Source organism: Streptomyces sp. RLA012 (genome assembly GCF_056270325.1).
The window spans coordinates 1773528-1796331 of sequence record NZ_JBWDPA010000002.1 but is presented as its reverse complement, the minus strand read 5'-3'; the positions used below and the strand labels follow the sequence as shown (position 1 = coordinate 1796331).

21 protein-coding genes and 6 pseudogenes are annotated in these 22804 nt (G+C 69.4%); 14 read left to right on the top strand and 13 right to left on the bottom strand.

Going from position 1 to position 22804, the window contains the following annotated elements; translation table 11 throughout:
• The first annotated feature begins 11 nt into the window (after nucleotides 1-11).
• Genes RV986_RS08520 through RV986_RS08510 form a run of 3 tightly spaced genes read left to right on the top strand, consistent with a single transcriptional unit; the run spans nucleotide 12 to nucleotide 2305 of the window.
• On the top strand, nucleotides 12-1499 hold the full coding sequence (locus tag RV986_RS08520; protein WP_475916802.1) for a DEAD/DEAH box helicase: 1488 nt from the start codon (nucleotides 12-14) through the stop codon (nucleotides 1497-1499).
• A gap of 45 nt (nucleotides 1500-1544) precedes the next feature.
• Entirely contained in the window at nucleotides 1545-1949 is a 405-nt protein-coding gene (locus RV986_RS08515; protein ID WP_475916801.1) for a CBS domain-containing protein, read from the top strand.
• A gap of 47 nt (nucleotides 1950-1996) precedes the next feature.
• Nucleotides 1997-2305 carry an SCO5918 family protein gene (locus tag RV986_RS08510; protein ID WP_475916800.1) on the top strand — a complete coding sequence of 103 codons (309 nt, stop codon included), beginning with the start codon at nucleotides 1997-1999 and terminating at the stop codon, nucleotides 2303-2305.
• 108 nt (nucleotides 2306-2413) lie between these two features.
• Here the strand turns inward: RV986_RS08510 and RV986_RS08505 are convergent, their stop codons facing one another.
• Together RV986_RS08505 and RV986_RS08500 are read right to left on the bottom strand one after the other, a co-directional pair.
• Nucleotides 2414-2770 (bottom strand): hypothetical protein, encoded by a 357-nt coding sequence (locus RV986_RS08505; RefSeq protein WP_475916799.1) that lies wholly within the window; start codon nucleotides 2768-2770, stop codon nucleotides 2414-2416.
• 602 nt (nucleotides 2771-3372) lie between these two features.
• A complete protein-coding gene (locus tag RV986_RS08500; protein ID WP_475916798.1) occupies nucleotides 3373-3933 on the bottom strand; it encodes a hypothetical protein in 561 nt (186 codons plus the stop codon).
• Between the two features lie 218 nt (nucleotides 3934-4151).
• Here RV986_RS08500 and trhA point away from each other — a divergent pair, with 218 nt between their 5' ends.
• Nucleotides 4152-4973, top strand: coding sequence for a PAQR family membrane homeostasis protein TrhA (gene trhA, locus RV986_RS08495; RefSeq protein ID WP_475916797.1), 822 nt, complete (start codon nucleotides 4152-4154; stop codon nucleotides 4971-4973).
• Nucleotides 4974-5089: 116 nt separating this feature from the next.
• On the opposite strand, the pseudogene RV986_RS08490 reads toward trhA, so the two are convergent.
• A pseudogene (locus tag RV986_RS08490) lies at nucleotides 5090-5875 on the bottom strand (SpoIIE family protein phosphatase); the annotation flags it as partial.
• A gap of 1207 nt (nucleotides 5876-7082) precedes the next feature.
• Here RV986_RS08490 and RV986_RS08485 point away from each other — a divergent pair.
• The 3 genes and pseudogenes from RV986_RS08485 to RV986_RS08475 all read left to right on the top strand — a co-directional run bounded on the left by RV986_RS08485 (nucleotide 7083) and on the right by RV986_RS08475 (nucleotide 8058).
• Entirely contained in the window at nucleotides 7083-7418 is a 336-nt protein-coding gene (locus RV986_RS08485; protein ID WP_475916796.1) for a helix-turn-helix domain-containing protein, read from the top strand.
• An 87-nt stretch (nucleotides 7419-7505) separates the two neighbouring features.
• Nucleotides 7506-7703 (top strand): annotated as a pseudogene (locus RV986_RS08480) (histidine kinase); the annotation flags it as partial.
• Between the two features lies 1 nt (nucleotide 7704).
• The gene (locus RV986_RS08475; RefSeq protein WP_475916795.1) at nucleotides 7705-8058 is read left to right on the top strand and encodes an STAS domain-containing protein; all 354 of its coding nucleotides are present in this window, start codon (nucleotides 7705-7707) and stop codon (nucleotides 8056-8058) included.
• A 483-nt stretch (nucleotides 8059-8541) separates the two neighbouring features.
• Here the strand turns inward: RV986_RS08475 and RV986_RS08470 are convergent, their stop codons facing one another.
• Together RV986_RS08470 and RV986_RS08465 are read right to left on the bottom strand one after the other, a co-directional pair.
• Complete coding sequence (locus RV986_RS08470) at nucleotides 8542-10227, bottom strand: ribonuclease J (protein WP_475916794.1); 1686 nt, start codon at nucleotides 10225-10227, stop codon at nucleotides 8542-8544.
• Between the two features lie 1462 nt (nucleotides 10228-11689).
• Nucleotides 11690-12121, bottom strand: a pseudogene (locus tag RV986_RS08465) (SDR family oxidoreductase); the annotation flags it as partial.
• Here RV986_RS08465 and RV986_RS08460 point away from each other — a divergent pair.
• Entirely contained in the window at nucleotides 12060-12761 is a 702-nt protein-coding gene (locus RV986_RS08460) for an MmyB family transcriptional regulator (protein WP_475916793.1), read from the top strand. The pseudogene RV986_RS08465 and the gene RV986_RS08460 sit on opposite strands and share 62 nt — an antisense overlap.
• Nucleotides 12762-13383: 622 nt before the next feature.
• On the opposite strand, the gene RV986_RS08455 is transcribed toward RV986_RS08460, so the two are convergent.
• Nucleotides 13384-14289: a helix-turn-helix transcriptional regulator gene (locus tag RV986_RS08455; protein ID WP_475916792.1), complete on the bottom strand. Its 906-nt coding sequence runs from the start codon at nucleotides 14287-14289 to the stop codon at nucleotides 13384-13386.
• Between the two features lie 262 nt (nucleotides 14290-14551).
• Here RV986_RS08455 and RV986_RS08450 point away from each other — a divergent pair, with 262 nt between their 5' ends.
• The 4 genes and pseudogenes from RV986_RS08450 to RV986_RS08435 all read left to right on the top strand — a co-directional run.
• Nucleotides 14552-14875: a carboxymuconolactone decarboxylase family protein gene (locus tag RV986_RS08450; protein ID WP_475916791.1), complete on the top strand. Its 324-nt coding sequence runs from the start codon at nucleotides 14552-14554 to the stop codon at nucleotides 14873-14875.
• A gap of 82 nt (nucleotides 14876-14957) precedes the next feature.
• On the top strand, nucleotides 14958-15365 hold the full coding sequence (locus RV986_RS08445; RefSeq protein ID WP_475916790.1) for a (R)-mandelonitrile lyase: 408 nt from the start codon (nucleotides 14958-14960) through the stop codon (nucleotides 15363-15365).
• A gap of 286 nt (nucleotides 15366-15651) precedes the next feature.
• On the top strand, nucleotides 15652-16668 hold the full coding sequence (locus tag RV986_RS08440) for a zinc-dependent alcohol dehydrogenase family protein (protein WP_475916789.1): 1017 nt from the start codon (nucleotides 15652-15654) through the stop codon (nucleotides 16666-16668).
• A 108-nt stretch (nucleotides 16669-16776) separates the two neighbouring features.
• Nucleotides 16777-17400: pseudogene (locus RV986_RS08435) on the top strand (transposase); the annotation flags it as partial.
• Here RV986_RS08435 and RV986_RS08430 read toward each other — a convergent pair.
• From RV986_RS08430 to RV986_RS08410, 5 genes and pseudogenes are all read right to left on the bottom strand, one after another.
• A complete protein-coding gene (locus RV986_RS08430) occupies nucleotides 17317-17646 on the bottom strand; it encodes an alcohol dehydrogenase catalytic domain-containing protein (RefSeq protein WP_475924218.1) in 330 nt (109 codons plus the stop codon). The pseudogene RV986_RS08435 and the gene RV986_RS08430 overlap by 84 nt on opposite strands.
• Nucleotides 17647-17881: 235 nt before the next feature.
• Complete coding sequence (locus RV986_RS08425) at nucleotides 17882-18343, bottom strand: cupin domain-containing protein (protein WP_475916788.1); 462 nt, start codon at nucleotides 18341-18343, stop codon at nucleotides 17882-17884.
• A gap of 29 nt (nucleotides 18344-18372) precedes the next feature.
• Nucleotides 18373-18582: a hypothetical protein gene (locus tag RV986_RS08420; protein ID WP_475916787.1), complete on the bottom strand. Its 210-nt coding sequence runs from the start codon at nucleotides 18580-18582 to the stop codon at nucleotides 18373-18375.
• Nucleotides 18543-19055: a CocE/NonD family hydrolase C-terminal non-catalytic domain-containing protein gene (locus RV986_RS08415; RefSeq protein WP_475924726.1), complete on the bottom strand. Its 513-nt coding sequence runs from the start codon at nucleotides 19053-19055 to the stop codon at nucleotides 18543-18545. The genes RV986_RS08420 and RV986_RS08415 overlap by 40 nt, the downstream gene beginning before the upstream one ends.
• 29 nt (nucleotides 19056-19084) lie before the next feature.
• Nucleotides 19085-19213: pseudogene (locus tag RV986_RS08410) on the bottom strand (CocE/NonD family hydrolase); the annotation flags it as partial.
• A gap of 121 nt (nucleotides 19214-19334) precedes the next feature.
• Here RV986_RS08410 and RV986_RS08405 point away from each other — a divergent pair.
• Nucleotides 19335-19781: pseudogene (locus RV986_RS08405) on the top strand (SDR family oxidoreductase); the annotation flags it as partial.
• 282 nt (nucleotides 19782-20063) lie between these two features.
• On the opposite strand, the gene RV986_RS08400 reads toward RV986_RS08405, so the two are convergent.
• Together RV986_RS08400 and RV986_RS08395 are read right to left on the bottom strand one after the other, a co-directional pair.
• Nucleotides 20064-20825 (bottom strand): SDR family NAD(P)-dependent oxidoreductase, encoded by a 762-nt coding sequence (locus RV986_RS08400; protein ID WP_475916786.1) that lies wholly within the window; start codon nucleotides 20823-20825, stop codon nucleotides 20064-20066.
• Nucleotides 20826-20862: 37 nt separating this feature from the next.
• Entirely contained in the window at nucleotides 20863-21714 is an 852-nt protein-coding gene (locus RV986_RS08395; RefSeq protein WP_475916785.1) for an SDR family oxidoreductase, read from the bottom strand.
• Between the two features lie 118 nt (nucleotides 21715-21832).
• Between RV986_RS08395 and RV986_RS08390 the strand changes: the two genes are divergently transcribed.
• A complete protein-coding gene (locus RV986_RS08390) occupies nucleotides 21833-22801 on the top strand; it encodes a LysR family transcriptional regulator (protein ID WP_475916784.1) in 969 nt (322 codons plus the stop codon).
• Nucleotides 22802-22804: the final 3 nt, after the last annotated feature.

Below are 22804 nucleotides of genomic sequence, written 5' to 3'. Positions count from 1 at the left end.
GAAGGTTCCGCATGAACCGCACACGTACGAACGACCACTCACCCCGCACCCGTAACGGCAGTGCCGACGCAGGAAGGGGCGGCAGCCGCTTCGGCTCGCCGGCACCGCGCCGTTCCGGCGGCCCTGCTCGTTCAGGCAGTTACGGCCGCCGGCCCGCCCCCGTGCAGGGTGAATTCGCGCTCCCCACGACGATCACCCCCGCGCTGCCTGCCGTGGAGAGCTTCGCCGATCTCTCCATGCCCGAGCAGCTGCTGGCCGAACTCGGCAAGCAGGGTGTGAGCGCGCCGTTCCCGATCCAGGGTGCGACGCTGCCGAACTCCCTGGCGGGCCGTGACGTCCTGGGCCGCGGGCGCACCGGCTCGGGCAAGACCCTCGCCTTCGGTCTCGCCCTGCTGGCCCGTACCGCCGGACAGCGTGCTGAGCCCCGCCAGCCGCTGGGGCTGATCCTGGTCCCGACGCGTGAGCTGGCGCAGCAGGTGACGGACGCGCTCACTCCGTACGCCCGGTCCGTCAGGCTGCGGCTGGCCACGGTGGTGGGCGGGATGTCGATCGGCAGGCAGGCCGGCGCGCTGCGAGGTGGGGCCGAGGTCGTCGTCGCGACCCCGGGCCGGCTCAAGGACCTCATCGACCGGGGCGACTGCCGGCTGAACCAGGTGGGCATCACGGTGCTGGACGAGGCCGACCAGATGGCCGACATGGGTTTCATGCCGCAGGTCACCGCGCTGCTCGACCAGGTGCGACCGGAGGGGCAGCGGATGCTGTTCTCCGCCACCTTGGACCGTAACGTCGACCTGCTGGTGCGCCGCTATCTGACGGACCCCGTCGTGCATTCGGTCGACCCGTCGGCCGGTGCGGTCACGACGATGGAGCACCACGTCCTGCACGTCCACGGCGCCGACAAGCACGCCGCCACGACCGAGATCGCAGCCCGCGAAGGCCGCGTGATCATGTTCCTGGACACCAAGCACGCCGTCGACCGGCTGACCCAGGACCTTCTCAACAGCGGGGTTCGGGCCGCCGCGCTGCACGGCGGCAAGTCGCAGCCGCAGCGCACCCGCACGCTGGCGCAGTTCAAGACGGGGCACGTGAGCGTGCTGGTGGCGACCAACGTCGCGGCGCGCGGCATCCACGTCGACAACCTCGACCTCGTCGTGAACGTCGATCCGCCGACCGACCACAAGGACTACCTCCACCGCGGCGGCCGTACGGCCCGAGCCGGCGAGTCCGGCAGTGTCGTCACCCTGGTCACACCGAGCCAGCGCCGTGGCATGGTGCGCCTCATGGCGGATGCCGGGATCCGGCCGCAGACCACCCAGATCCGCTCGGGCGACGAGGCTCTGCACCGGATCACCGGCGCCCAGGCCCCGTCCGGCAACCCGGTCGTGATCACCGCACCGGTGACCGAGCGCCCCAAGCGCAGCACCTCGCGAGGCCGGCGCCGTCCCTCTTCGACAACCCGCCGCGCGCCTGTACGCCAGACCGTCGATGCGGCGGCCTAGAACCCTCGTGATCAGGAAGTTGACCCATCTCTGTAGGAGCCACCTTTGACGCTGGTCCAGATGCAGCCCCGCCCGGCGAGCGCCGGCCCCATGCACACGACGGTGGCTGAGGTCATGGACGCGGCCGGACCGCAGATCTGTGACGACATGAGCGTCGAGGTGGCGCTGTCGGTCATGGCCGCCGCCCGCACGGCCCGGCTGGTCGTCTGCGACCAGGACGGCCAGTGCACCGGCCTGGTCACCCACGCCGAACTCACTGCCGTCCGCGACAGCACCGCCTACACGGACCGTGTCCGCCTGAGCGACATCCTCGGCGACCACCGGTCGTTCACCTCACCTGTGACGACGATGGCCGAAGCCGAGCATGCGATGCGTATCCGCCGGCTCGGTGCCTTGCCGGTGGTCGACGAACGCGGCAGTGCTCTGGGTGTTCTCGCCCTCTCCCGCTGAACCGTCTCGCCCGGACTGTTCTCCCCTTCTTCTCTCTGTGAGGTCACATGCGCTGCGTCATTGCCCGCTTCCCCTTCGAGCTCACCAAGGCCAGCGTGCTGGAGTCGATGAAGGGCATCAAGCCCGAACTGGGTACCGGCGAATCCGTGATCATCGGCCGGCGTCACTACCCCGTGAAGCAAGTCGGCCAGGTCATCACCCGCCAGGACCGCCGTGATTTCAGCGCCGGCGAAGTCCTGCGGGCCATGACGCAGCTCGGCTTCACCTGCCGCACCCTCCCCGAGGCCGCACCCGTACGCATCCTCAGCCCGCTCCAGCACGCTTCCGCGATGCTCGGCACTCCCGTGTCCGTCTGACCGAGGGAAACAGGCACGAAGCCGACACCTGAACAGCAGTGTGGGCCCGGCCGGCATACGCCGGTCGGGCCCACACCGCTTGCAACGGGTTCCCGCCGCAGTGGTTGCTCAGTGGTCGGAATAGCTGAAGTCGCCCACGGTCCAGGCGCCGACGTCGGCGATCGCCACGCGGTACATCCCGCCCGTCTCCGGGATCCCCACCGTGCCCTGCAGGATCCGGGCGACATGGAAGTGCAGATGCGTGGGCGGCCCGTTCTTCGCGGGGGTGTCGAAGACGGCTGAGAATTCTCCCAGGCGGGCGGAATCCGTCAGCACGTCCGACACCCTCTGCCGCCACACTGCTTCGGGAGCAAGCCGGCCGGTGATGACAGCACCACCGGTGACCACGGTCAGGGACATCTGGTTGCTCTGCCCGGACTCCACCAGGGCGGCGACGGAAACGAGCAGCTCGTCAGGCTTCGACATGGGCCGATTATATTTACTGGCCACCCTGACGTTCCCCCGGTGTGCGGGAGGTGCTGACTGGACGGATCCGCCGCCAGATGGGCAAAGGAGCCAGGGCGGTGGCCACGGTCAGCGCCTCGCAGGCAGGCAAAGCGACTTCGACCGTGGGAAGACTCTCACGGCTCCGACCCTGGTAAAAAGGGATCAACGGCCGCCCCACCGCGGTCGAGTGGTCGACACTCACGGCCTGCCACTGATGGTGATGAAACCGAATTCCCTGCGGTGTTCACAGCTGGGCAACATCGAAGAACGGAGCAGATGGTGAACGAACAGACCGGGAAGTGGAGCTTCCTCACCAACCACAACCGTGTGCTGATCGTCATCGCCCGCGCCTCTGCCGCCGCCTTCGCTACATCGTCGCGGCTTGCCACGTCACCGGGCGGACCGCCCAGAACATCGTCACGATCTTGAACAGGCCGGCTACCTGCTCCGGGAGCGCGCCGGACGGCGCACGCGCTACATCCTCTGTCTGGACGGCACCGTCCGCCATCCTGCAGACGCACACGTGACCGTCCGGGCATTGCTGGAGGTGTTCACCCATCACGACAAGCAAGCGCTGAAGCTCAGACCCTGCTCCAGGCATCGAGGAATGCTTTGCGTCCTGTCGGATCGTCGGACCTGCGGTCTGCGTGCAGGACGCGCCAGGCGGTGAGTTCGAGGTCACGGAGCCATAGTTCTCCGATGACCTGTGTCTTGAGGTCGGGAAAATGGTCGGACTCGGCGAGGGCCTGACCGATCACCTCCCCGGCTGCGACGCGCTGGGGCGGGGTCATCTCATCGACAGCCGACAGGATCTGTCGGGCCAGCACGATTCCTTCTCCCGCCAGGGAACGCAGCACCGCAGCCTTGATGTTGGCAGGCAGCAGGTACGCGGTGCCAGAAGACCTCCACAGCTCCGACCAGAAGCGTTCTCCTGCCTTGGTGGGGGCAGGCAGCGCGGCCAGCAGCCCCAGGAGGTGACCGGTGGCCGCATACCCATCGGAGTGGGCGGCTGCGACGACGGCGATGCCGGCGACGCGCTGCACATCGAGATCGCCGGCTCCCCGTTGCGGGGCCAGACCCAGTTGGTGTTCCAACTGGTGGGCGAGGGGGCCGTACAGGTGGGGGCGGACCTCAGGAAGCATCGGCGATCCTTGCGCGCAGGGAGCGGAGATACCCGCTCGGGAGCTCTGATCGTTCCCATGAGCAGCTGACCTATTCCGGTTCGAGCCCAATGGGCGGCAGCGGCACCGGGCCGGAGTTCACACGGCGGCGAAGTGACCCATTTCCGGCGACGGGGCCTGGCTGTTTCGAGACCGGCCTTGCAGAAAACTGTCTGGGCGAGGTCTTTTAGCATGGCTGCATGATCACCGGTGAGGCCCAGGAGTCCGAGGGAGGACGCGAAGCCGTGTCGCACGACGCCGCTGAAGCCGAATACACGTACGCCGCCGCAGCGCGTGGAGAACAGCATGAAGACGGGCTGCCCTGCGGATCACAAGGTGGGGAGAGCGGGCACTCGGTTGCCGCTCTGGTGGAGCGGGCGGCCGATCTGGCCGAACCGATCAAGCCGAGGCTGCGGGGCTGGCTGCATGCCGGGATGGTCCCCGCCGCACTGATCGCGGGCATCGTGCTCATCTGTCTGGCCCGCACCCCGCAGGCAGCCGTGGCCTGCGCCGTGTACTCGGTCACCGCCTGGCTGCTGTTCGCAACGAGCGCCATCTACCACCGTGGCACCTGGGGGCCGCGCGGCGAGGCGGTCCTGCGGCGTCTCGACCACGCCAACATCTTCCTGATCATCGCCGGCACCTGCACGCCCCTTGCGGTGGTCCTTCTCCCGCCGGGCCAGCGGTCCGTGCTGCTGGGGATCGTGTGGGCGGGCGCACTGGTCGGCATCGCCTTCCGGGTCTTGTGGGTGGGAGCTCCGCGCTGGCTGTACACCCCGTGCTACCTGGCGCTGGGGTGGGCACCGGTGCGCTACCTGCCCGACTTCCTGCACACCGGCGGAGCGGCCGTACTCACCCTGGTCGTGGCCGGCGGTCTTCTTTACAGCGCGGGCGCGGTCGTCTACGCCCTCCAGCGCCCCGACCCCTCACCCCGCTGGTTCGGCTTCCACGAGGTGTTCCACGCCCTGACCGTGGCAGCCTTCACGGCGCACTACATCGCCATCTCCCTGGCCGTCTACTGACCGCGACAACGTTTTGGCCAGGGCCTCTGGTCACGCACGTTGCCGCGTGCCGGGCCGCGACGGGTCGGCCGAAGCGGGGGGTGGAGCGGTCTCAGGGTCATTGTCCGCAGGTGGTCGAGGAGCTGCCCGGTGACGTAGCCGTGGCGGCCGTGCTCGCGCACGGCCTGGTCGGCCTGATCGCCCTGTTCGGCGAGGCCGGCACCGGCCCGTCGTGCGCGGCGCAGGGCGCCCACCAGGAGAGTTGCGAGCAGAGCGGCATCGACGTCGTGGCCCATGGCGTCGGTGACGGAGAGCTGGACGGTGTCCCGGTCGATCACGTAGTCGAAGGTGTCACCCCCGACGTGGCCGGCCGGCTCCAGTGCGCCGGCGACCGCGAACTGGGCCGCCTCACATGCCAGTGATGCCGGGAGCAGCCGGTGCTGGATCTCGGCGGCCAGGCTCAGCGGGGCGGTGCGGCGGCCCCACTGGTACACGTCGGTGAAGGACCGGTTCGCGATGACGATGTACGCCAGGGCGTGCGCGGTCTCGCTGACCTCCCGCATCACCTCCGCGTCAGGCGTGACGGGCAAGAACAGTTCCAGGAGTCCGATGGCGTCCCCGCGGTTGGTCACCGGGGCGACGAGCCGCACCAGACCGTCCTCGCCCTTGTCCTCCACGCTCGGCCGCTGGGTGCGGATCACGTCGTCGTACAGGGTGCCCCGCAACGTGATGCGCTGCGCGGGCTCGTCGGTCTCGACGCTGCCCGCCGCCCCCAGCCGCACAACCGAGCCGCCGCTGAAGTCGGTGATCAGGAACGACACCGCCGCGGCCCCGAGGTGCTCCTTGAGCATGCGCGCGACCACGTCGAGCGACTCCACGGGTGCCGCGGCCTCCGCCGCCGCCAGCGTCCCCGCCAAGGTCATCGCCCCGCCCCGGCCGCCGCCGCTGTCAGGAGGACGAGTGGTCGGCCTGCCTTCTTCGCCAGGCCCGCATACGGTCACGGTGACTCCTTGCTCTTTACTGCCCGCCAGCGCAGTGCCCCCTGCCGAGTGGGCCGAGGGGGGCGGCGCCAGGGCCCGGCGTCGGGCAGTGTCATTGCACCACAGAGCCCCTGAACGGACGCCAACGTCCGGCCCCGGACTCGGCGGCCGTACGCCTTGTCCGTGCGACACACCAAGCCCGCATACCGAGGTCCTCGCCGGCCAGCGGGTGAGCGGGCGGTTGTGGTGTTGACGCTCTTCGTTGGGGTCCCAGGGTTTTTGGATCGGGGGACGACACTGTTCTGCCCGCTGCACATGCCCCGGACCCTTCGCCCTCTCGCCCTGGCAGTGACGGGTGCCAGCCTCCGTCGCCGTCGAGGTCGCTTACCTCCCCGCCGAACGCACAAAAATCTATGCTGGCTGGAGTAGACATTGGGGGATCGTCTGGCTATGGTTTCTCTCGTAGTCGAGATCAGCAGGGCCCGGCAGACACGAACTGCCAGGCAGCGGTACGGGTAGTTGCAGTGTGCAGGACGGTGCGGTGGTGGAGCTCCGAAGCCAGGGTTGTCGCAGGACGGCGACGGGGCTGACGACCGGGCCGGGCGGCCCGCAGTGATCAGGGGGCGCCGGGAGCAGGACCGCAGTTGAAGTTGCAGTACCCGTCAGTGCAGTTCGCGGTATCCAGCAGTGAAGGTATGTGAGTGGTACCTCGGTGAAGGCGTCGGCTGCGGGCGCGCGCACCGGGAGGTTCGGCAGTGGGGTTCCAAGCCAGAGCAGACGCAGGACGGGCGACGGGGCTGGCTGCCGAAGAGTGACGCTGTCACAGGTCACGGAGCAGGTCGCATCACCAGTAGCACGCAGTAGAGCAGTGCCAGCAATTAGTTGATCAAAGAGGGAAAGAACGGAGGGGCCGAGCGCCATCAGGATCGCCCGGGCGGAATTGCTGAGCCCGGGTACCGCAGGACATCGATAGTGAGGTGGTCTCCGGTCGAGCAACCGCGATCCCCGCACACGCTCTCACCCCCCGTGAGCTCGTGCGGAAACAGTAGGCCGGTGCAGTATCAGGGCCGGCAGATGGTGTAGCAGTTCCTTCGGGGCCCTGGCACACATGGTGCCAGGGCCCCTCCACGCGTTCCACGAGAGAGGTGCAATGACGGCAGACGACTCGTACGGCCGACTCGACGACGACGACTACCCCGCCTACACCATGGGCCGGGCCGCAGAGATGCTCGGCACCACCCAGGGCTTCCTCCGCGCCATCGGCGAAGCCCGTCTCATCACCCCGCTCCGTTCCGCGGGCGGCCATCGCCGTTACTCCCGCTACCAGCTGCGCATCGCCGCCCGCGCCCGCGAACTCGTCGACAACGGCACCCCCATCGAGGCCGCCTGCCGCATCATCATCCTCGAAGACCAACTCGAAGAAGCCCAGCGCATCAACGCCGAACACCGCCGGACGGCCGGACCGTCCGGTCCGCCCGTGTCCTGAGATGGTGCGTCCGGGTTCCGGCGGATCCCGCACACACATGTCGGGGTGTGACGCGCGGGTCGTTCTGTCCGGCGGCAGGGCGTTCCGACGGGCGGCAATCGCGAGCTCTACAGCGATGACGCTCTGCGCGCCTTCCCCGCCGAACAGTCCGCTACGGGGCCCCAGGCCCTTATAGCCGCCCTGACCGGGCTCCTCGCCGGCTTCGGCGACGGACTCGACGACGACACAGCGCTGCTCGCCCTCGGCGTGCCCGCCTCGCTTCCCACCTCGCGAGTGAAGACCTGATATGAGCCCGCTGACGATCACTGCCCGAGACGTGGCCTCCGGTCCCGTACTGGAGATCACCGGTGACCTCGACCATGCGACGGCACCCGAACTCCGCCAGGCTGTGGACCGTCTCACCCTGGCCAGTGGACAACTGCTGGTCCTGGATCTGGCCGGCCTGGAATTCTGCGACTCCAGCGGCATCACCGCATTGCTGGCGACACGCAACCTGGCTACGGAACAGAGCGGCGACATGGCCCTGACCGCAGTTCCCGCCAGCACCGCCCGGATCCTGCGTATCGCCAGCCTGGACCGAGTCTTCACCCTCCACCCCGACACATCAACAGCCACCAACCCCAGTTCCGCAGCCCGCTGATCACCAGGACCGCGCCGCTAGGGACTGAATCGCGCCCGCAAAAATGGAGCAACCCCGATCACCGCCCATTGCGGAGCCCTCTCCGCGCTCCCCTGGGCACAGGCAAAGGAGCCCCATTCGCCCCGAGGGTTCCCACCGAGACGTGAACCCTCCGAGCCCGTACTGTCATTCTCGAGACAGTCTGTGGAATGCCACGGCGCGAGGACACTTCCGGACACACCGGCTCCGGCTGGCCGAGCCGGCTGTCGACTGACCGGCTGCATGACCCGCTTCCGCCGCAGCCGGAAAGGTAGCGGCTCCTCGGTGTCGATAAACTATGCCTGACCTGCTGGTTCTCGCAGGGTGGGCTTCGGCGACATCTTCCCGATGGCTCATCATGTGGAGTGTGTTGCCACCCCGGCCTCCCGAGGCGGCTGCTGACTCCCGTGCCCGACCTCGATACCCCAGGGACCGGAACCGGGGACCGTGCTGCCGTGCTGTGGCTCAGGCGTCGATGATGACGGGGATGATGAGGGGTTTACGGCGGTGGGTGCGGAACGCCCAGTTCGCCACGGCGCGGGCGAGGAGCTGTTCGAGTTGGTGCGCGTCCCCGACGCCTTCCTCGGCCGCGGTGGCCAGGGTCTTCTCGATGACCGGGATGACCGGCTCGAAGGTGGTGTCGTCGTGGACGAAGCCGCGGGCCAGGAAGTCGGGGGCCTCGGCGAGGGCGCCGGTGTCCGCGTCGACGATCGCCACTACCGTGACCACGCCTTCGGCGGCGAGGGTGAGGCGGTCCTTGAGGGATGCTTCGGTGGCGCCGCCGACTTCCATGCCGTCAACGTAGACGTTGCCGGCGGGGACTTTGCCGGTGATGGACGCGCGCCCGTCGACGAGGTCGACGACGACGCCGTCCTCGGCGATGACGACCCGGTCGGGGTCGACGCCGGTACGGATGGCGAGGTCGCCGTTGGCCCGCAGGTGGCGCCATTCGCCGTGCACGGGCATGACGTTGCGGGGTTTGATGATGTTGTAGCAGTAGACGAGTTCGCCGGCGCTGGCATGCCCGGAGACGTGGACCTTGGCGTTGCCCTTGTGGACCACGTGGGCGCCCCACCGGGTGAGTCCGTTGATCACCCGGTAGATGGCGCTCTCGTTGCCGGGGATGAGGGAGCTGGCGAGCAGGACGGTGTCGCCCTTGCCGATGCGGATCTGGTGGTCGCGGTTGGCCATCCGTGACAGCGCGGCCATCGGTTCGCCCTGGGAGCCTGTGCACACCAGAGTGATCTTGTGGTCCGGGAGCTTCTCCAGCTCCTTCGTGTTCACGACCAGACCGGAGGGGACCTGCAGATAGCCCAGGTCACGGGCGATGCCCATGTTGCGGACCATCGACCGGCCTACGAAGGCGACCTTACGGCCGTGCTGGTGGGCGGCGTCCAGGACCTGTTGGATGCGGTGCACATGGCTGGCGAAGCTGGAGACGATGACCCGGCGTGGCGCGGTGCGCATCACCTGCTCGATCGCCGGGTTCAGCTCACGCTCGGAGGTGGTGAAGCCGGGAACTTCGGCGTTGGTGGAGTCGGTGAGGAACAGGTCCACGCCCTCCTCGCCGAGCCGGGCGAAGGCGCGCAGATCGGTGATGCGGTCGTCGAGAGGGAACTGGTCCATCTTGAAGTCGCCGGTGTGCAGCACCATCCCGGCGCCGGTGCGGATCGCGACCGCGAGGCCGTCCGGGATGGAGTGGTTGACCGCCACGAACTCGCAGTCGAAGGGCCCGAAGCCGCGCCGGTCGCCCTCCCGCACCCGCACCGTGCTCGGCCGGATGCCGTGTTCCTTGAGCTTGGCCTCCAGGAACGCAAGGGTCAGCTTGGAACCGACGACGGGAATGTCGGACCGCTCGCGCAGCAGGTAGGGCACGCCGCCGATGTGGTCCTCGTGGCCGTGGGTGAGTACCACGGCCACGATGTCGTCCAGCCGGTCCCGGATCGAGGTGAAGTCGGGCAGGATGACGTCCACGCCGGGCTGGGTCTCCTCGGGGAACAGCACGCCGCAGTCGACGATGAGCAGTTTGCCCGCGTGCTCGAAGACGGTCATGTTGCGGCCGATCTCACCCAGGCCGCCCAGGGCGATGACCCGCAGCCCTCCTTCGGGAAGGGGTGGGGCGGCTTTCAGGTCGGGGTGCGGGTGACTCATACCCTGACGGTACCCGGAGAGCGGGACGGCGTGATCCATTGCCTGTGTGATCTCTTCTTCCCGACGGAGCGGGGCACCCGCACCGGGTCGCGGGGGCGAGCAGGTTGTAGCGGGGGTGCGGGCACGGCTGTGCCGCGTGTCGACGGCCCCCTGGCCACGGGTTCGAGGGGATGAGGCCAAGAGGACGGCCCTCTGCCACGACCGTCCAGTCGGCGGGCTACCGGACGTCTGAGAGGTTCGAGACGGCCGAGTCCGAGAGCCGCATGGAGTCAGCGCCTGCAACAGGGTTCCCGGAACGTGGGCACCAGCCCCACGGTGCCCGCAGCCACGGAATCGAGCACGGCCGGCGACATCGACACCGGCGACGGCCAACTGGCCCGTAGCCGTTGCCATGGTGGAAGTGGCGCTTCGCTGGCGAGGGTCGGCGCCGTGCCCACCTGTCGGGACGTGGTGCGGGTAGGCCGTCTTCCGAGCGACTGGAACCGGTGGGTGACCTGTATCTTCAGCGGATATCCCGAAGCTGTCGGAGTGCTGACAGGACGCTGGGAAGGTATGCGGCGATTGGGCTCGGGCCCAGTTGGTCGCGGTGGTCCATGAGGTGCTGGAGGAGGTCGATCGCTTCGTCACGGCGACCGACCTTTGCGTACTGCGCTGCCGGCGTCCCGCAGTAGCTCAGGGAAAGCGGGTGCCATTGACCGTTCGGCGTTGGCCACGGCCTGCTCCGCCGCAGGGATGGAGGCGTCAGAGCCCGGCCCGGTCGGCGTGTACGGCGTTTTCTCCCCGGGCAAGAGCGCTGACATGAAGACTCGGGCGCCCGCTATGAGGGGACTGTCGGCGCCGAGCCGCTGCTCGGCGTCCGAGATCGACCGCGTCAGCAAGGGGAGGCGTCGGCGGACCTGTCGACCTGTGCATATGCGTAGGCGGGACCCAGTTGGGAGGTGAGTGTCATACAAGGCGGAGTTCCTGCACCACCACTACGCGGGCCGCCGACTCTGGGACCCGGACGGCCTGCTCAACCCCGGCATGCTCCTCTGGGCTGCGTAGGTCTCAACAACCGAGACCGCTTGTCGATGGGTTACGGCATCACTCTTCGTCCGGAGAGCGCAGGAATGGCGGTGAGAAGTAGGAGCACCTGCCGTGGTGCGGGCCCTCTATGACCACGTGCGGAGGCAGCCCGGTCCGTGGCAGGATGACGGGCTGTTGATCCGAAAGGCCGATGCCACGTAGGCGTCCGAAGGGGCTGCGCGCGAAGCGTTGGCGGCCCAGAAGAGGGATTCCGGTTCGCCGGGTCCGCGGTGTGTCTGCGGCGACTCGCGTAGCGATCCGGAAGTTGGAAGAGGACCGACTATGGCCGGGGGCTGTGGCTGCTGCCCTGGCCGAGTGCCAGTGGTATCTGAAACAGCCAGGGCGCGTGCTGCCGGATCCGGTGATGGCCTGCGAGTGCTGTGATCCTCTCGTGGCGCGAGACCGCCTGGATGTGGCCGGATCCCTGCGCGCGCATGAGGGGGAGCACGGCGGCGATGCCGTGCAGCACGCCGCGCAGGTTCACGTCTATCATGCGGTTCCACTCGTCGACCTTCAGCCTGTCCAGCGGAGAGAGCGGCATCATGCCGGCGTTGTTGACCAGGACGTCGACGCGGCCGAACGTATCGTGCGCGGCCTGCGCGAAGGCCCGCATGCTGTCCAGGCTGGTCACGTCCAAGCCTCGGTGGTCGGCTGTCCCGCCGCCGTCCCGGATGTCCTTGGCGAGGGCGGCGATCCGGTCCGTCCGCCGGGCGCCGACTAGCACCCGGTGCCCCGACGCGGCCAGCCGCCGGGCCGTCGCCTCACCGATGCCGCTGCTGGCCCCGGTGATCAGAACGACCTTGCCTACGGGAATGGGAGGGACGGTCATGAGAAACCCTTCGGAGAAGCCGGGACCAGGCACGGAGACCGGGTCAGGTGGTCGTCCACCCAGGTTTGATCATGGCCGTGATCCCGGGGGTCAGGCAGGGCGAGGCTTCCTGGGGGCGGCACTCCCAGGAACGCGCCGCGAGGCCACGGACGCGCCGGACGAGGTGGAGCCCGCTTTGCTCCGGCTCATGGACGCCTTCCCCACCGCAGTCGCGTACATCATTAACCGCCGCCTCGAAGTGCTCGCGGCCAACGCCGTGGCCGATGCCCTCCTCTCGCCACTCGCCGACCGCCGCCAAGTACTGCGTTCCCTCTTCCTGGATCCCGCAGCCCGAGGGCTCTACGCGGACTGGCAGGGCGTCGCACAATGCTCGGTCGAAGCCCTGCGCCTGGCTGCCGGACACCATTCGGACGATCCCCGGATGGCCGCCACGATCAAGGAACTGCGCAGTAGCAGCGGCGAGTTCGAGCAGATGTGGCGCGGTCACGCCGTCCGTGCGCTCGGCCTGAGGCCCAAGACCTTCAACCACCCGGCCGTGGGCCGGTTCACCCTCACGTACCAGTCCTTCGACGTCCAGAGCACGCCCGGTCAGCACCTCTTGATCGGTACTGCCCAGCCGGGCAGTACGGACGCCGACTGAACCGCCCCGGGTTGGTCGGAGACTGATGATGTGCCTCGACTTGTATGGAGTCGCGTCGTTGGATTTCACGCTACCGGCGGTTGACTCAGCTCGCACTGAATGGGGGTGAGCATTTCCAGCGCGGAGTTCCTGCGTTGCCGGTTGTGGAAGATTTCGAGGTACTCGAAGCGCGAGGTGGAAAGCTCCGGCCGGGTGCGCCGGTACCGGCGGTTGAGGAGTTCGGGACGAGTCAGAGTCCCGCCAGGGATGCCGCCCGTGATCCACACCGTCCAACTCGGGTCCCTCGAAGGCCAGTTGCAGAGGGCGTTGCCTCTGATTGCCTCTGAGCGACCCGGGTCGAACCGGGGTCGAATCAGAGTGTTTTCCTCCGATCGCCTCCGCAAGGCGGCTTCTGTCAGGCGGAAGGGCCACCGTAAAGGGGCTGCTCGGAGCGTTGGTCCGGCTGCCGGTGGTCACCACGGCGGACGACGGAGTGGCGCTGCTGCTCGGTTGCCACCCGAGGTGGCCGTGGACGGCTGCGAGGAACACCTCCACTCACAGTGCGGCCATAATTGCTCGAACATATGCGTTGCGCTGCCCGCGCTTGGGCTGGGCGACCGCATGGCGGCGTCGGACAGCTCCGCTACGCACTCTGTTCGCCGCTGGTTGCCGCGGTGTCCGGCTGGTCGTTCTGGTCGTTCTGGTCGAGGGTGGCGGCCCAGCTGGCCAGCAGTTTGAGGCTGTCGTGGGACGGGGTGCCGGGTTCGGCGCTGAGGGCGGTGAGGGTGAGGCCGGGGTCGGTCGGGATGGGCATGGCCTCGAAGGGGAGGGAGAGTTCGCCGACCGCGGGGTGGTGGAAGTGCTTGACGCCGGTCCGGTGCAGGCGCACGTCGTGGGCGGCCCACAGGGTGCGGAACTCCTCGCTGCGGGTGGAGAGTTCGCCGATGAGGTCGGTCAGGTCCCGGTTGTACGGGTCGCGTCCCGCCTCGGTGCGCAGCAGCGCCACCGCTCCGGCCGCCTGGGCCTCCAGCTGGGGCAGGAAGTCGGCCGCGCCGGGGTTGAGGAACTCGTACCGGGCGAGGTTCGCGGGCCGGGCGGGGTCGGCGAAGACCGGGTCGTACAGGGCGCGGCCGAGGCGGTTGGTGGCGAGGATGTCGAGGCGGCCGTTGCGGATGAAGGCCGGGGCCTCGGTCATCGCGTCGAGCAGGTGCTGCAGGCTGGGGCGGATGGGCTGCGGGGCCCGGCGGCGGGGCGTGCGGCGGGTGGTGTTGGCGGTGCGGGCGAGGTCGTCGAGGTGGGCGCGCTCGGCCTCGTCGAGCTGGAGGGCGCGGGCGAGTGAGTCGAGGACGGTCTCGGAGACACCGGAGAGGTTGCCGCGCTCCAGGCGGGCGTAGTACTCGGCGCTGACGCCGGCGAGCAGCGCGACTTCTTCCCTGCGCAGCCCCTTGACGCGCCGGTTGCCGCTGTAGGCGGGCAGCCCTGCCCGCTGCGGTGTGATCTTGGCGCGGCGGCTGGTCAGGAACTCGCGTACCTCGCTTCGGTTGTCCATGGCTTCGAGGCTACGTCGGCTTCCGCGACCGTGGGGTGTACTGCCAGTACACGTATCAACGAGTCCTTCCTCACGCGTGTGACCTGCGGTTTCATCGGTAGCGACACGATCGGAGCCAAGCCGACCGCCCGGTCGGCCGGAGCGCCGTCCCGGTGGCGGCGGCCGCGGCTTGCGGGCCGAACGAAACCCCGGCGCGGTGTCGCCCGCCCGTCCGACGGCGGCCCGATGAGCGGCGTCGCGCCACATGGAAAGGACACGAACGATGACGGAGAAGACCCGGCCGGGCCCCCGCGAGCTGTTCGGGGACGTCGCTCCCGCACTGGCCGGCTACAGCGAGGACGTGCTGTTCGGGCAGGCCTGGAAGAGCCCGGAGCTGGCTCCGAGGGACCGCAGCCTGGTGACCGTGGCCAGCCTCATCACCAGCGGCAGCAGCGAACAGCTCGCCTACCACCTCGGCCTGGCCGGGGAGAACGGCGTCACCGAGGCGGAACTCATCGAGACGATCACGCACATGGCGTTCTACGCCGGCTGGCCCAGGGCCATGTCCGCCCTGACCGTGGCCCGCGAACTGTTCCGCACGGCCTGATCCCGTCCCACCCGCGGGACCTCGTTCTCATCACCCACCTACGGCCGCCCCGCGGCGGCCGACGCAAGGAGTACGTACCAGCATGGAGATCCTCAAGCCGCCGGCGACCATGAAGCTGCCCGCCCAGATGTTCACCGGCGACGCCTGGGCGGATGTGATCCACCGGGGCGAGGAGCCCTCCCGGGCGCGGGCCAACCTGGTCCGCTTCGCCCCCGGTGCCCGCACCGCCTGGCACAGCCACGGCCTGGGCCAGACCCTGCACGTCGTGTCCGGAGTCGCCCTGGTCGGCACCCGGGACGGCGTGATCATCGAGGCCCACCAGGGCGACACCATCGGTTGCCCGCCCGGCGAGGAGCACTGGCACGGTGCGACCCCGGACCAGTTCATGGAGCACATCGCGCTCTGGGAGGGCGACGAGGTCAACTGGCTGGAGCACGTCACCGACGCCGAGTACGGCGGCCCGCGCAGCAGCACCCGTACCTCGCACTGATCACAGCTGACAGGAGCGTGGGCGTCAGCTGCGACCGGGGACGGCACACCCCACACGGTGGCGGTGATCACGTTCGCGGGAGATCGCCGAGCGGAACCGCCACGTGCCTCCTCGACAACGCCGTGGCGGCCGAACCGATGCTGACGCCGCCGACCGGACGACCTCGACGCGCCGCCGCCCGCAGGGCCGGGCGAGTGGTACGGAACGGCCGACTCGTTCCCCTTCGCACGGCTCCGGCAGCCGACGCCCTGCCCCGTTCAACCTTCCCCTCACTCTGGAATGAGCCATGCGCGCAACCGTGATCCATGCCCCCGGTGACATCCGGGTGGAGAACCTCCCCGAACCGAAGATCCTCGCTCCCACCGACGCGGTGATCCGGACGGTCGCCGCCTGTGTGTGCGGCTCCGACCTGTGGGACTACCGCGGCATCAACGAGGTCGCCCAGCCCACACCGATCGGCCACGAGTACGTCGGCGTGGTCGAGGAGACCGGCACGGAGGTGCGGGACATCAAGCCGGGGCAGTTCGTCATCGGCTCCTTCTTCGCCTCCGACAACACCTGCCCCGTGTGCCGCGCCGGCTACCAGACCTCGTGCCCGCACAAGGAGTTCGTGGGCGGCTGCCAGGCCGAGTACATCCGTATCCCGCTCGCCGACGGCACCCTGGTCGCCCTCGACGGGCAGCCCGACGAGAAGTTCGTGCCGAGCCTGCTCACCCTCTCCGACGTCATGGGCACCGGCTGGTACGCGGCCGTCGCCGCCGAGGTGAAGCCCGGCTCCACGGTGGTCGTGGTCGGCGACGGCGCGGTCGGCCTGTCCGGCGTTCTCGCCGCCCGGGAACTCGGCGCCGAGCGGATCATCGCCATGAGCCGCCACGCTTCGCGGCAGCGACTGGCGACGGAGTTCGGCGCCACCGACATCGTCGCCGAGCGCGGCGAGGCGGGCGTCGCCCGTATCAAGGAGCTCACCGGTGGCATCGGCGCCGACTCCGTCCTGGAGTGCGTCGGCACGCAGGAGTCGATGCGGCAGGCCGTCCGGGCCGCCCGCCCCGGCGGCAACGTCGGCTTCGTCGGCGTCCCGCACGACGTGGCCATCGACGGCCAGGAGCTGTTCTTCTCCCACGTCGGCCTGCGCGGCGGCCCCGCCCCGGTACGCCGCTTCCTGCCCGACCTGATCGAGCGGGTCCTGAGCGGCCGTATCGAGCCCGGCCGGGTCTTCGACCTGACGCTGCCGCTGGACCAGGCCGCCGAGGGCTACCGCGCCATGGACGAGCGCCGCGCCATCAAGACACTGCTGCGCCCCTGACGCACCGGCCGGCCACCGTCCCCGCACACCGCGGTGGCGAGAGCCCGCCGATCCCGGCCCGGTCGGCACTCCCGCCGACCCACGATTGGAACCACATCCCATGAACCCGACGGACTGTGCCGCCCCGAAGCCCGCGAACTGCTCAAGTTCGCCCCCACCCCTGCCAGGGCCGCGCGGCTGAGCCGCACGCAGATCCAGGCCGCCCTCAAACGCGCCAGCCGGAAGCGAGGCATCGAGGCCGATGCCGACCGGATCCGCGAGGTCCTCCGGGCCGAGTGGGCCCACCGGCCGTCGCTGGTCGAAGACGCGCTCGGCAAGCAGATGCTCGCCCTCCTGGGCCGACCGGAGGCCGCCTGCGCCGCCGCCGACGACCTCGCCGGGGCGGAGGAGGACGCTTTCCCACAGCACCCGGACGCTGACGTGATCCTCAGCTTTTCCGGGCTCGGCGTCCTGCTCGGCGCCAGGGTGCCGGCCGAGATCGGGGACGACCGCACCCGGTTCGCCGGCGCCCGCCGGCTGAAGGCCTACGCCGGGTCCTCTCCCCACACCCCGGCCTCCGGCAAGAAGTCGAGCATCACCCGGCGGCGGGTGAAGAACGACCGCCTCAACCACGCCGGCCACCTGTGGGCCTTCGCGGCTTCGAACGGATCACCCGGGGCCGAGGCCCACTACCGGCGCCACCGCGACGACCACGGAGACCGGCACGCGGCCGCCCTGCGCAACCTCTTCAACAGCGTGGCCCGTCACGCCCGCGCCGAGCGCCGCGACCGTCCCGGCCACGTCGATCCCCGGGGTGTGCGGGAGCGAGACCGGGAAGACCTGCCGCAGGTGTCCCGCGCGGATCCCCGCGTCGACGGGATTGAACGAGGTCGCCTCGACCTCGACGAGGATCTCGCCGGCCGCCGGCACGGGCCGCTCGGCGTCCTCGTAGCGCAGCACGCCGGGGTCGCCGTACGCGTGGAATCGAATCGCCTCCATCGGGAGTCTCGTCTCCACAAGTGCTCCAAATTCGTAGCAGGTGGACCGTCGGGTGTGTGGGGAGGGTCGGGCCTGTGGGACGACCCGCCCCTCCAACTTCGACAGCCGGCCGCGTACTTCGCTCTGACGGAAGTCGGCAGCCTGCTTCACCAGCCACATCCAGGGCGTACGGCGGCTGCTGCCGGCGCCGCTGAGCGGTAGGGACGTCACCGAGCTGGGCCGTGGTGACGGACCGTCAGCGTGGGGGGCCCACGATGACATTGCCGTACTTGTCCGCGAGGGCGGGATCCGGCTGTACCTGGAAGCCGGGTGGACGCGGGGTGGACTTGTCGCGGCCGGTCTCGCGGAACATCCCCTCGATGCCGGCCGGCGTATTGATCATCAGGAGATCGGCCTTCTTGGAGGTGATGCGGTATCCGTGCGGGATCAGCTTGGGCAGGAAGACCACGCCGCCCTCGGAGAGCTCGTACTCCTGGTCGTCGCACCACACCAGGGCGCTGCCCTTGAGCAGCAGGAAGACCTCGTCCTCGCGAGTGTGCCTGTGGTACGGCGGCGCCTCGCCCTCGGCGACGTCGAAGCGCCCGATCATGAGCTGCCCGTCGGTGGCCTTGCCGTCGAGCAGCATCGCCAGGGTGCCGCCGTCGAGCCATTCGAGTTGTTGCTGCTGCTCGGGCTGTGCGAGATAGACCATGCTCATGGAGTTCTCCGGTCAGGTGTTGTGGGGAGTCAGGTGCGGGGATGTTCGTGCAGGCGGAGCATCGAGGGGTGCGGGCGGTCGTGGTGGTAGGTGTCGGTGCCGACCTTCGTCCCGTGGAAGTGGGTCATCGGCGCGTCGGTGATCAGCGAGACCTTGACGAAGACATCGATGTCGGTCTGGTCGGTGGAGGCGTACAGGGTCAGGACGCCGTGGTCGGTGAACTCGCGGTCGGTGTCCACCGGCGGGGAGGCGAAGGTGTTGACCCGCACGACAACGGTCGGGCGCCACGGCTGTCGAACACGGTGACGCCCGCCATCCACTCCGGGTCGGGACAGGACCACGAGGTCGAGTCCTGCTCGCGGTCCGATGCGGTCTCGGCGAGCGAGCCGTCGTTGAGCGAGGTGACGGCACCGCTGTGCGCGCTGGAGAGGTAGAAGGTGGTCGGCCGCGCGTCCGGGGGCGGCCAGGTCTCGGCCGAGCGGTAGGTCTCCTCCCCGTCGACGTAGAAGCGTGCCGCAGGCTGTTTCATCACCCCGTTCTCGATGCCCTTGAGGTGATGGTCGTACCAGGGGAGCAGTTCGTCGCGGTGGAACTGTTCGTCGAAGTAGTACATCTGGGCTTCGGCGAAACCTGACGGATGCGTGACCAGGAGCTTCTTCGGGCCCTGGACGCGTTCGAAGCCGTAGGCGGCCGCGTGCGCGCCGCGTTGCACTGGCTCCAGCAGTAGTGCGACATGCCGATCATGCCGATCGCGCCGGTGCTCCACGGCTGCGTGGCGACGTGCTCGATCATGTCGTGGATCGCCTCGCCCTCGGCGCGTGAGACCGGATCCCACGTTCCCTCGGACCGGCCGGTGCCGGGAAGGTCCATCGCGACGGTAGGCGTAGCCCTTGTCGACGTACAACTGGATCGGAGCGTACTCGGTGAACGGGAAAACCGCGTTGGGCGGCAGGTAACGCAGGGCCTTTTGGCGGGGAGACGCATCATCGACGACGACCAGTGGCGCGCCGCCTTCGAGTCGGTCTTCCTCGGTGCGGTGCGGCTGTCCCGCGCCGTCGCGGCGGAGCTGGGCGAGGGAGGTGTCATCGGCTTCGTCCTCTCCAGCTCCGTGTACGAGCCGATTCCCGGCCTCGCGCTCTCCAATGCCTTCCGGCCGGGCCTGGCCGGTTACGCGAAGAATCTGTCGAACGAGCTGGGTCCCCGGGGCATCCGCGTCGTCGGCTTCGTGCCCGCCCACATCGAAACCGACCGGGTCCGCGAACTCGAAGCGCGCAGCGCCGACGCCGACCGCGCCCGTGCGACCGCCGGCGTCCCCCTGCGCCGCTACGGGACCCCCGAGGAGTTCGGCCGGAGCGCCGCCTTTCTGCTGTCGCCCGCCGCGTCGTACCTCACGGGCGTGATGCTGTCGATCGACGGGGGTGTGCGCCGAGGCTTCTAGCCAGGTCCTGTCCGGTCGATCACGAGCGGGGCCCGATGACCGGTACCGCGGCGATGACACGGACGGTTGGAGCAGAGTACTGGTCCCGCCTCCACGGTGGGGTCGGACGGGTTGGGAGACGCGCAGGAGCGTGGTGGCAGGGCGGGGGCGGTGCCGCGAGCGCGCCGGCGCAGTGCACGCCGGAGTTCCGACGGTTCTGGGCCTGGCGGCGGCCCATGCCGTGGAGAGCTCGACGGGCAGCGGCCCGGGCCAGTAGGTGATTCAAGGAACCGGTGCGCGAAGTCACAGCTTCGCGGCGGGGACGGGCCCGAGGAGGTAGCCGCCGTCGGCGACGAACTCCGCGCCGGTCGAGTAACCCGCGTCGTCCGACGCGACGAACAGCACAAGGCCGCAGATCTCGTCGACGTCGGCCAGGCGCGGGATCGGCTGGTCGTCGATGCCGACGATGAGTTCACCGGTGGCCGGGTCGTAGGCCAGGGGTGTTTCGATGATGCCGGGGTGCACGCCGTTGACGCGGATGTTCTCCCGGCCGAGTTCCTTTGCGCTGATCCTGGTCAGCCCGCGGATGCCCCACTTGCTGGTGCCGTAGGCGGCCAGTCCGGCGGCGGCGCCGATCCCGGCGGTGGAGTTGATGTTGACGATGGAGCCGCCGCCGCGTCGGCGCATCGACGGCACGGCCGCCCGCGTCCCCAGGAAGGTGCCGACGAGGTTGGTGTCGATCACCTCCCGGAACTCGTCCGGGGTCAGTGACATGGTGGTGCCGACGATGGCCCGCGCCGCGTTGTTGACGAGCACTGAGACCGGGCCGAAGACGGCTTCTGCGGTGGCGACGGCAGCGGTCCAGTCCTGTTCACTGGTGACGTCGAGCTGGGCGAACACCGCGCGGTCGGTGCCGAGCTCGTCGAGGAGGTCGGCGACCTGCTCCCGATGACGGGCACCGATGACCACGCGGGCGTCCTCGGCGGCGAAGCGGCGCACCATGCCGACGCCCAGGGCGCCGGCGGCGCCGGTGATGACGACGGTCTTGTCGGTGAAGCGGGGCATACGCGGATGTCCTTTCCGGTGAGTCGACCACAGGGCGTCACGCCGAGGGTGGGGTGAAACCGTCCCGGTCGGTGGAGAAGGCGATCTCGCGCTGGGCCTCAGCGCTTTCCACCCGAGCGGTGAGGGCGTCGTGGACCAGGTGGTAGGCGTCGGAACCGAGGAGCTGACGCCGTGGCGGCTTCTTGAGGTCGCCGATGCGGATCATGGCTTCGGCGACCTTGCGCGGGTCACCCGGCATGGCCTCCAGAGGCACGCTGTTCCTGCCGTGGGTGAAGTCCGCGGCCTGGGTGCCGGCATAGGCGGGCAGCTGCGAGGGGGTGATGTCCGCCGCGCCGTAGAAATCGGTGGCGACCATGCCCGGTTCGATCAGCGTGGTGTGGATACCGAACGGCTCGGTCTCCAGGGCGTACGCCTCGAAGAAGCCCTCGATGCCCCACTTGCTGGTGTGATAGAGCGACATCGCGGGGAAGGCGATGTGGCCGCCCATGCTGGAGGTCTGCAGGAAATTGCCCCCGCCCTGCGCGCGCAGGTGCGGCGTCACCGCGCGGGCGAGCTGGATGGGGGCGATCACGTTGGTGTCGAGCTGGCGCTCGATCTGCTCGTCGGTCAGCTCCTCGGCCAGGCCGATGAGGCCGTAGCCGGCGTTGGAGACGACCACGTCGATGTGTCCGAGCTCGGCGAACGCGCTGTCGACGACCTTCCGCATGTGTGCGGTGTCGGTGACGTCGAGCTCCGCGCGCCACAGCCGGTCGCCGTGGCGCGCGGCCAGGTCGTCGAGTCGGGCGGGGTTGCGCAGGGTGGCGGCGACGCGGTCGCCGCGGTCGAGCAGCAGCTCGGTCATCCGGCGGCCGAAGCCACTGGAGGTTCCGGTGATGAACCAGGTCTTCATGTCGGTATTCCTTGGATCGGATGCTTGGTTGCCGACCTCCATGACAGCGCGGCGCACGCGGCACGATCAACGACGAACGCTCGCATGTTCAACAGGCAGAACCTGTCAATATGGGGACATGGAGCTGCGCCAGCTGGAGTACGCCGTCACCGTTGCCGAGGAACTGCACTTCGGCCGGGCCGCGGCGCGGATGCATGTCACTCAGCAATCGGTCAGCGAGCAGATCCGCCGTCTGGAACGGGAACTCGGCGCCCCCCTGTTCACCCGCACCAGCCGCCGTGTGACCCTCACCGCGGTGGGCGAGGCGTTCCTGCCCGAGGCGCGGAGTGCCATCGTCGCCGTCCGGCACGCCCTCGACGTCGGCCGCCGCGCTGCCACCGGCACGGTCGACGAACTCCGCCTGGGGTACGCGGAGGATCTCGGCCCGCGCCTGTTCCAGCTCGCGGTGCCCGCGCTGCACGCCCGCTTCCCCGCCGTCCGGCTGGCCCCGCGGCCGATGACCACTACCGACCAGCTGTCCGAGCTCAGCGACCGCCGCCTCGACCTGGGCTTCTGCTGGACCGCCCGGCACCCACCCGAGCTGGCCTCACTGCTGGTGGCCCGCGAACCGCTCGTGGTCGTACTCGCCGCCGGTCATCCCCTCGCCGCCTCGGACGCGATCGACCCCGCCCAGCTGTCCCACCAACCCCTTGTCATCGTCGAGCGCGACGTCAACCCGTGGCTGCACGATCACTTCGTCGCCCAGCTCGAATCCCGCGGTGCCGCGGTGACCATCCACCGTGAGATCTCCAGCCTCGACCGGCTCCTCCCCCTGGTGCTCACCGGCTCGGCCATGGGACTCACCATCACCAGCGCAGCCGCGGCAAGGCCCTTCGCCGGAATCGTCTACCGCCCCTTCACCGATCCGAGCCCGTACGCCGACCACCGCATCGTGTGGCGCCGCGACACCGCCCACCCCGCCGTCGCCGCGCTCGTCGACATCGTCCGCGAACTGCGCGACACCACAGCCTTTCTCCCGCCCGAACTCCCGCACGAACCCGACGAGCCGCACCACAACACCACCACCGGCGGCACGAGGCCGGACTGACCC

What these genes read in the sequence shown, in the direction of transcription:
- RV986_RS08395 (WP_475916785.1), bottom strand. Translation starts at nt 21,714, where the DNA reads ATGAAGACCTGGTTCATCACCGGAACCTCCAGTGGCTTCGGCCGCCGG.
- RV986_RS08475 (WP_475916795.1), top strand. Translation starts at nt 7,705, where the DNA reads ATGAGCCCGCTGACGATCACTGCCCGAGACGTGGCCTCCGGTCCCGTA.
- RV986_RS08505 (WP_475916799.1), bottom strand. Translation starts at nt 2,770, where the DNA reads ATGTCGAAGCCTGACGAGCTGCTCGTTTCCGTCGCCGCCCTGGTGGAG.
- RV986_RS08510 (WP_475916800.1), top strand. Translation starts at nt 1,997, where the DNA reads ATGCGCTGCGTCATTGCCCGCTTCCCCTTCGAGCTCACCAAGGCCAGC.
- RV986_RS08455 (WP_475916792.1), bottom strand. Translation starts at nt 14,289, where the DNA reads ATGGACAACCGAAGCGAGGTACGCGAGTTCCTGACCAGCCGCCGCGCC.
- RV986_RS08450 (WP_475916791.1), top strand. Translation starts at nt 14,552, where the DNA reads ATGACGGAGAAGACCCGGCCGGGCCCCCGCGAGCTGTTCGGGGACGTC.
- RV986_RS08390 (WP_475916784.1), top strand. Translation starts at nt 21,833, where the DNA reads ATGGAGCTGCGCCAGCTGGAGTACGCCGTCACCGTTGCCGAGGAACTG.
- RV986_RS08460 (WP_475916793.1), top strand. Translation starts at nt 12,060, where the DNA reads ATGCCGCTGCTGGCCCCGGTGATCAGAACGACCTTGCCTACGGGAATG.
- RV986_RS08470 (WP_475916794.1), bottom strand. Translation starts at nt 10,227, where the DNA reads ATGAGTCACCCGCACCCCGACCTGAAAGCCGCCCCACCCCTTCCCGAA.
- RV986_RS08445 (WP_475916790.1), top strand. Translation starts at nt 14,958, where the DNA reads ATGGAGATCCTCAAGCCGCCGGCGACCATGAAGCTGCCCGCCCAGATG.
- RV986_RS08430 (WP_475924218.1), bottom strand. Translation starts at nt 17,646, where the DNA reads ATGGAGGCGATTCGATTCCACGCGTACGGCGACCCCGGCGTGCTGCGC.
- RV986_RS08485 (WP_475916796.1), top strand. Translation starts at nt 7,083, where the DNA reads ATGACGGCAGACGACTCGTACGGCCGACTCGACGACGACGACTACCCC.
- RV986_RS08520 (WP_475916802.1), top strand. Translation starts at nt 12, where the DNA reads ATGAACCGCACACGTACGAACGACCACTCACCCCGCACCCGTAACGGC.
- RV986_RS08500 (WP_475916798.1), bottom strand. Translation starts at nt 3,933, where the DNA reads ATGCTTCCTGAGGTCCGCCCCCACCTGTACGGCCCCCTCGCCCACCAG.
- RV986_RS08425 (WP_475916788.1), bottom strand. Translation starts at nt 18,343, where the DNA reads ATGAGCATGGTCTATCTCGCACAGCCCGAGCAGCAGCAACAACTCGAA.
- RV986_RS08440 (WP_475916789.1), top strand. Translation starts at nt 15,652, where the DNA reads ATGCGCGCAACCGTGATCCATGCCCCCGGTGACATCCGGGTGGAGAAC.
- trhA (WP_475916797.1), top strand. Translation starts at nt 4,152, where the DNA reads ATGATCACCGGTGAGGCCCAGGAGTCCGAGGGAGGACGCGAAGCCGTG.
- RV986_RS08400 (WP_475916786.1), bottom strand. Translation starts at nt 20,825, where the DNA reads ATGCCCCGCTTCACCGACAAGACCGTCGTCATCACCGGCGCCGCCGGC.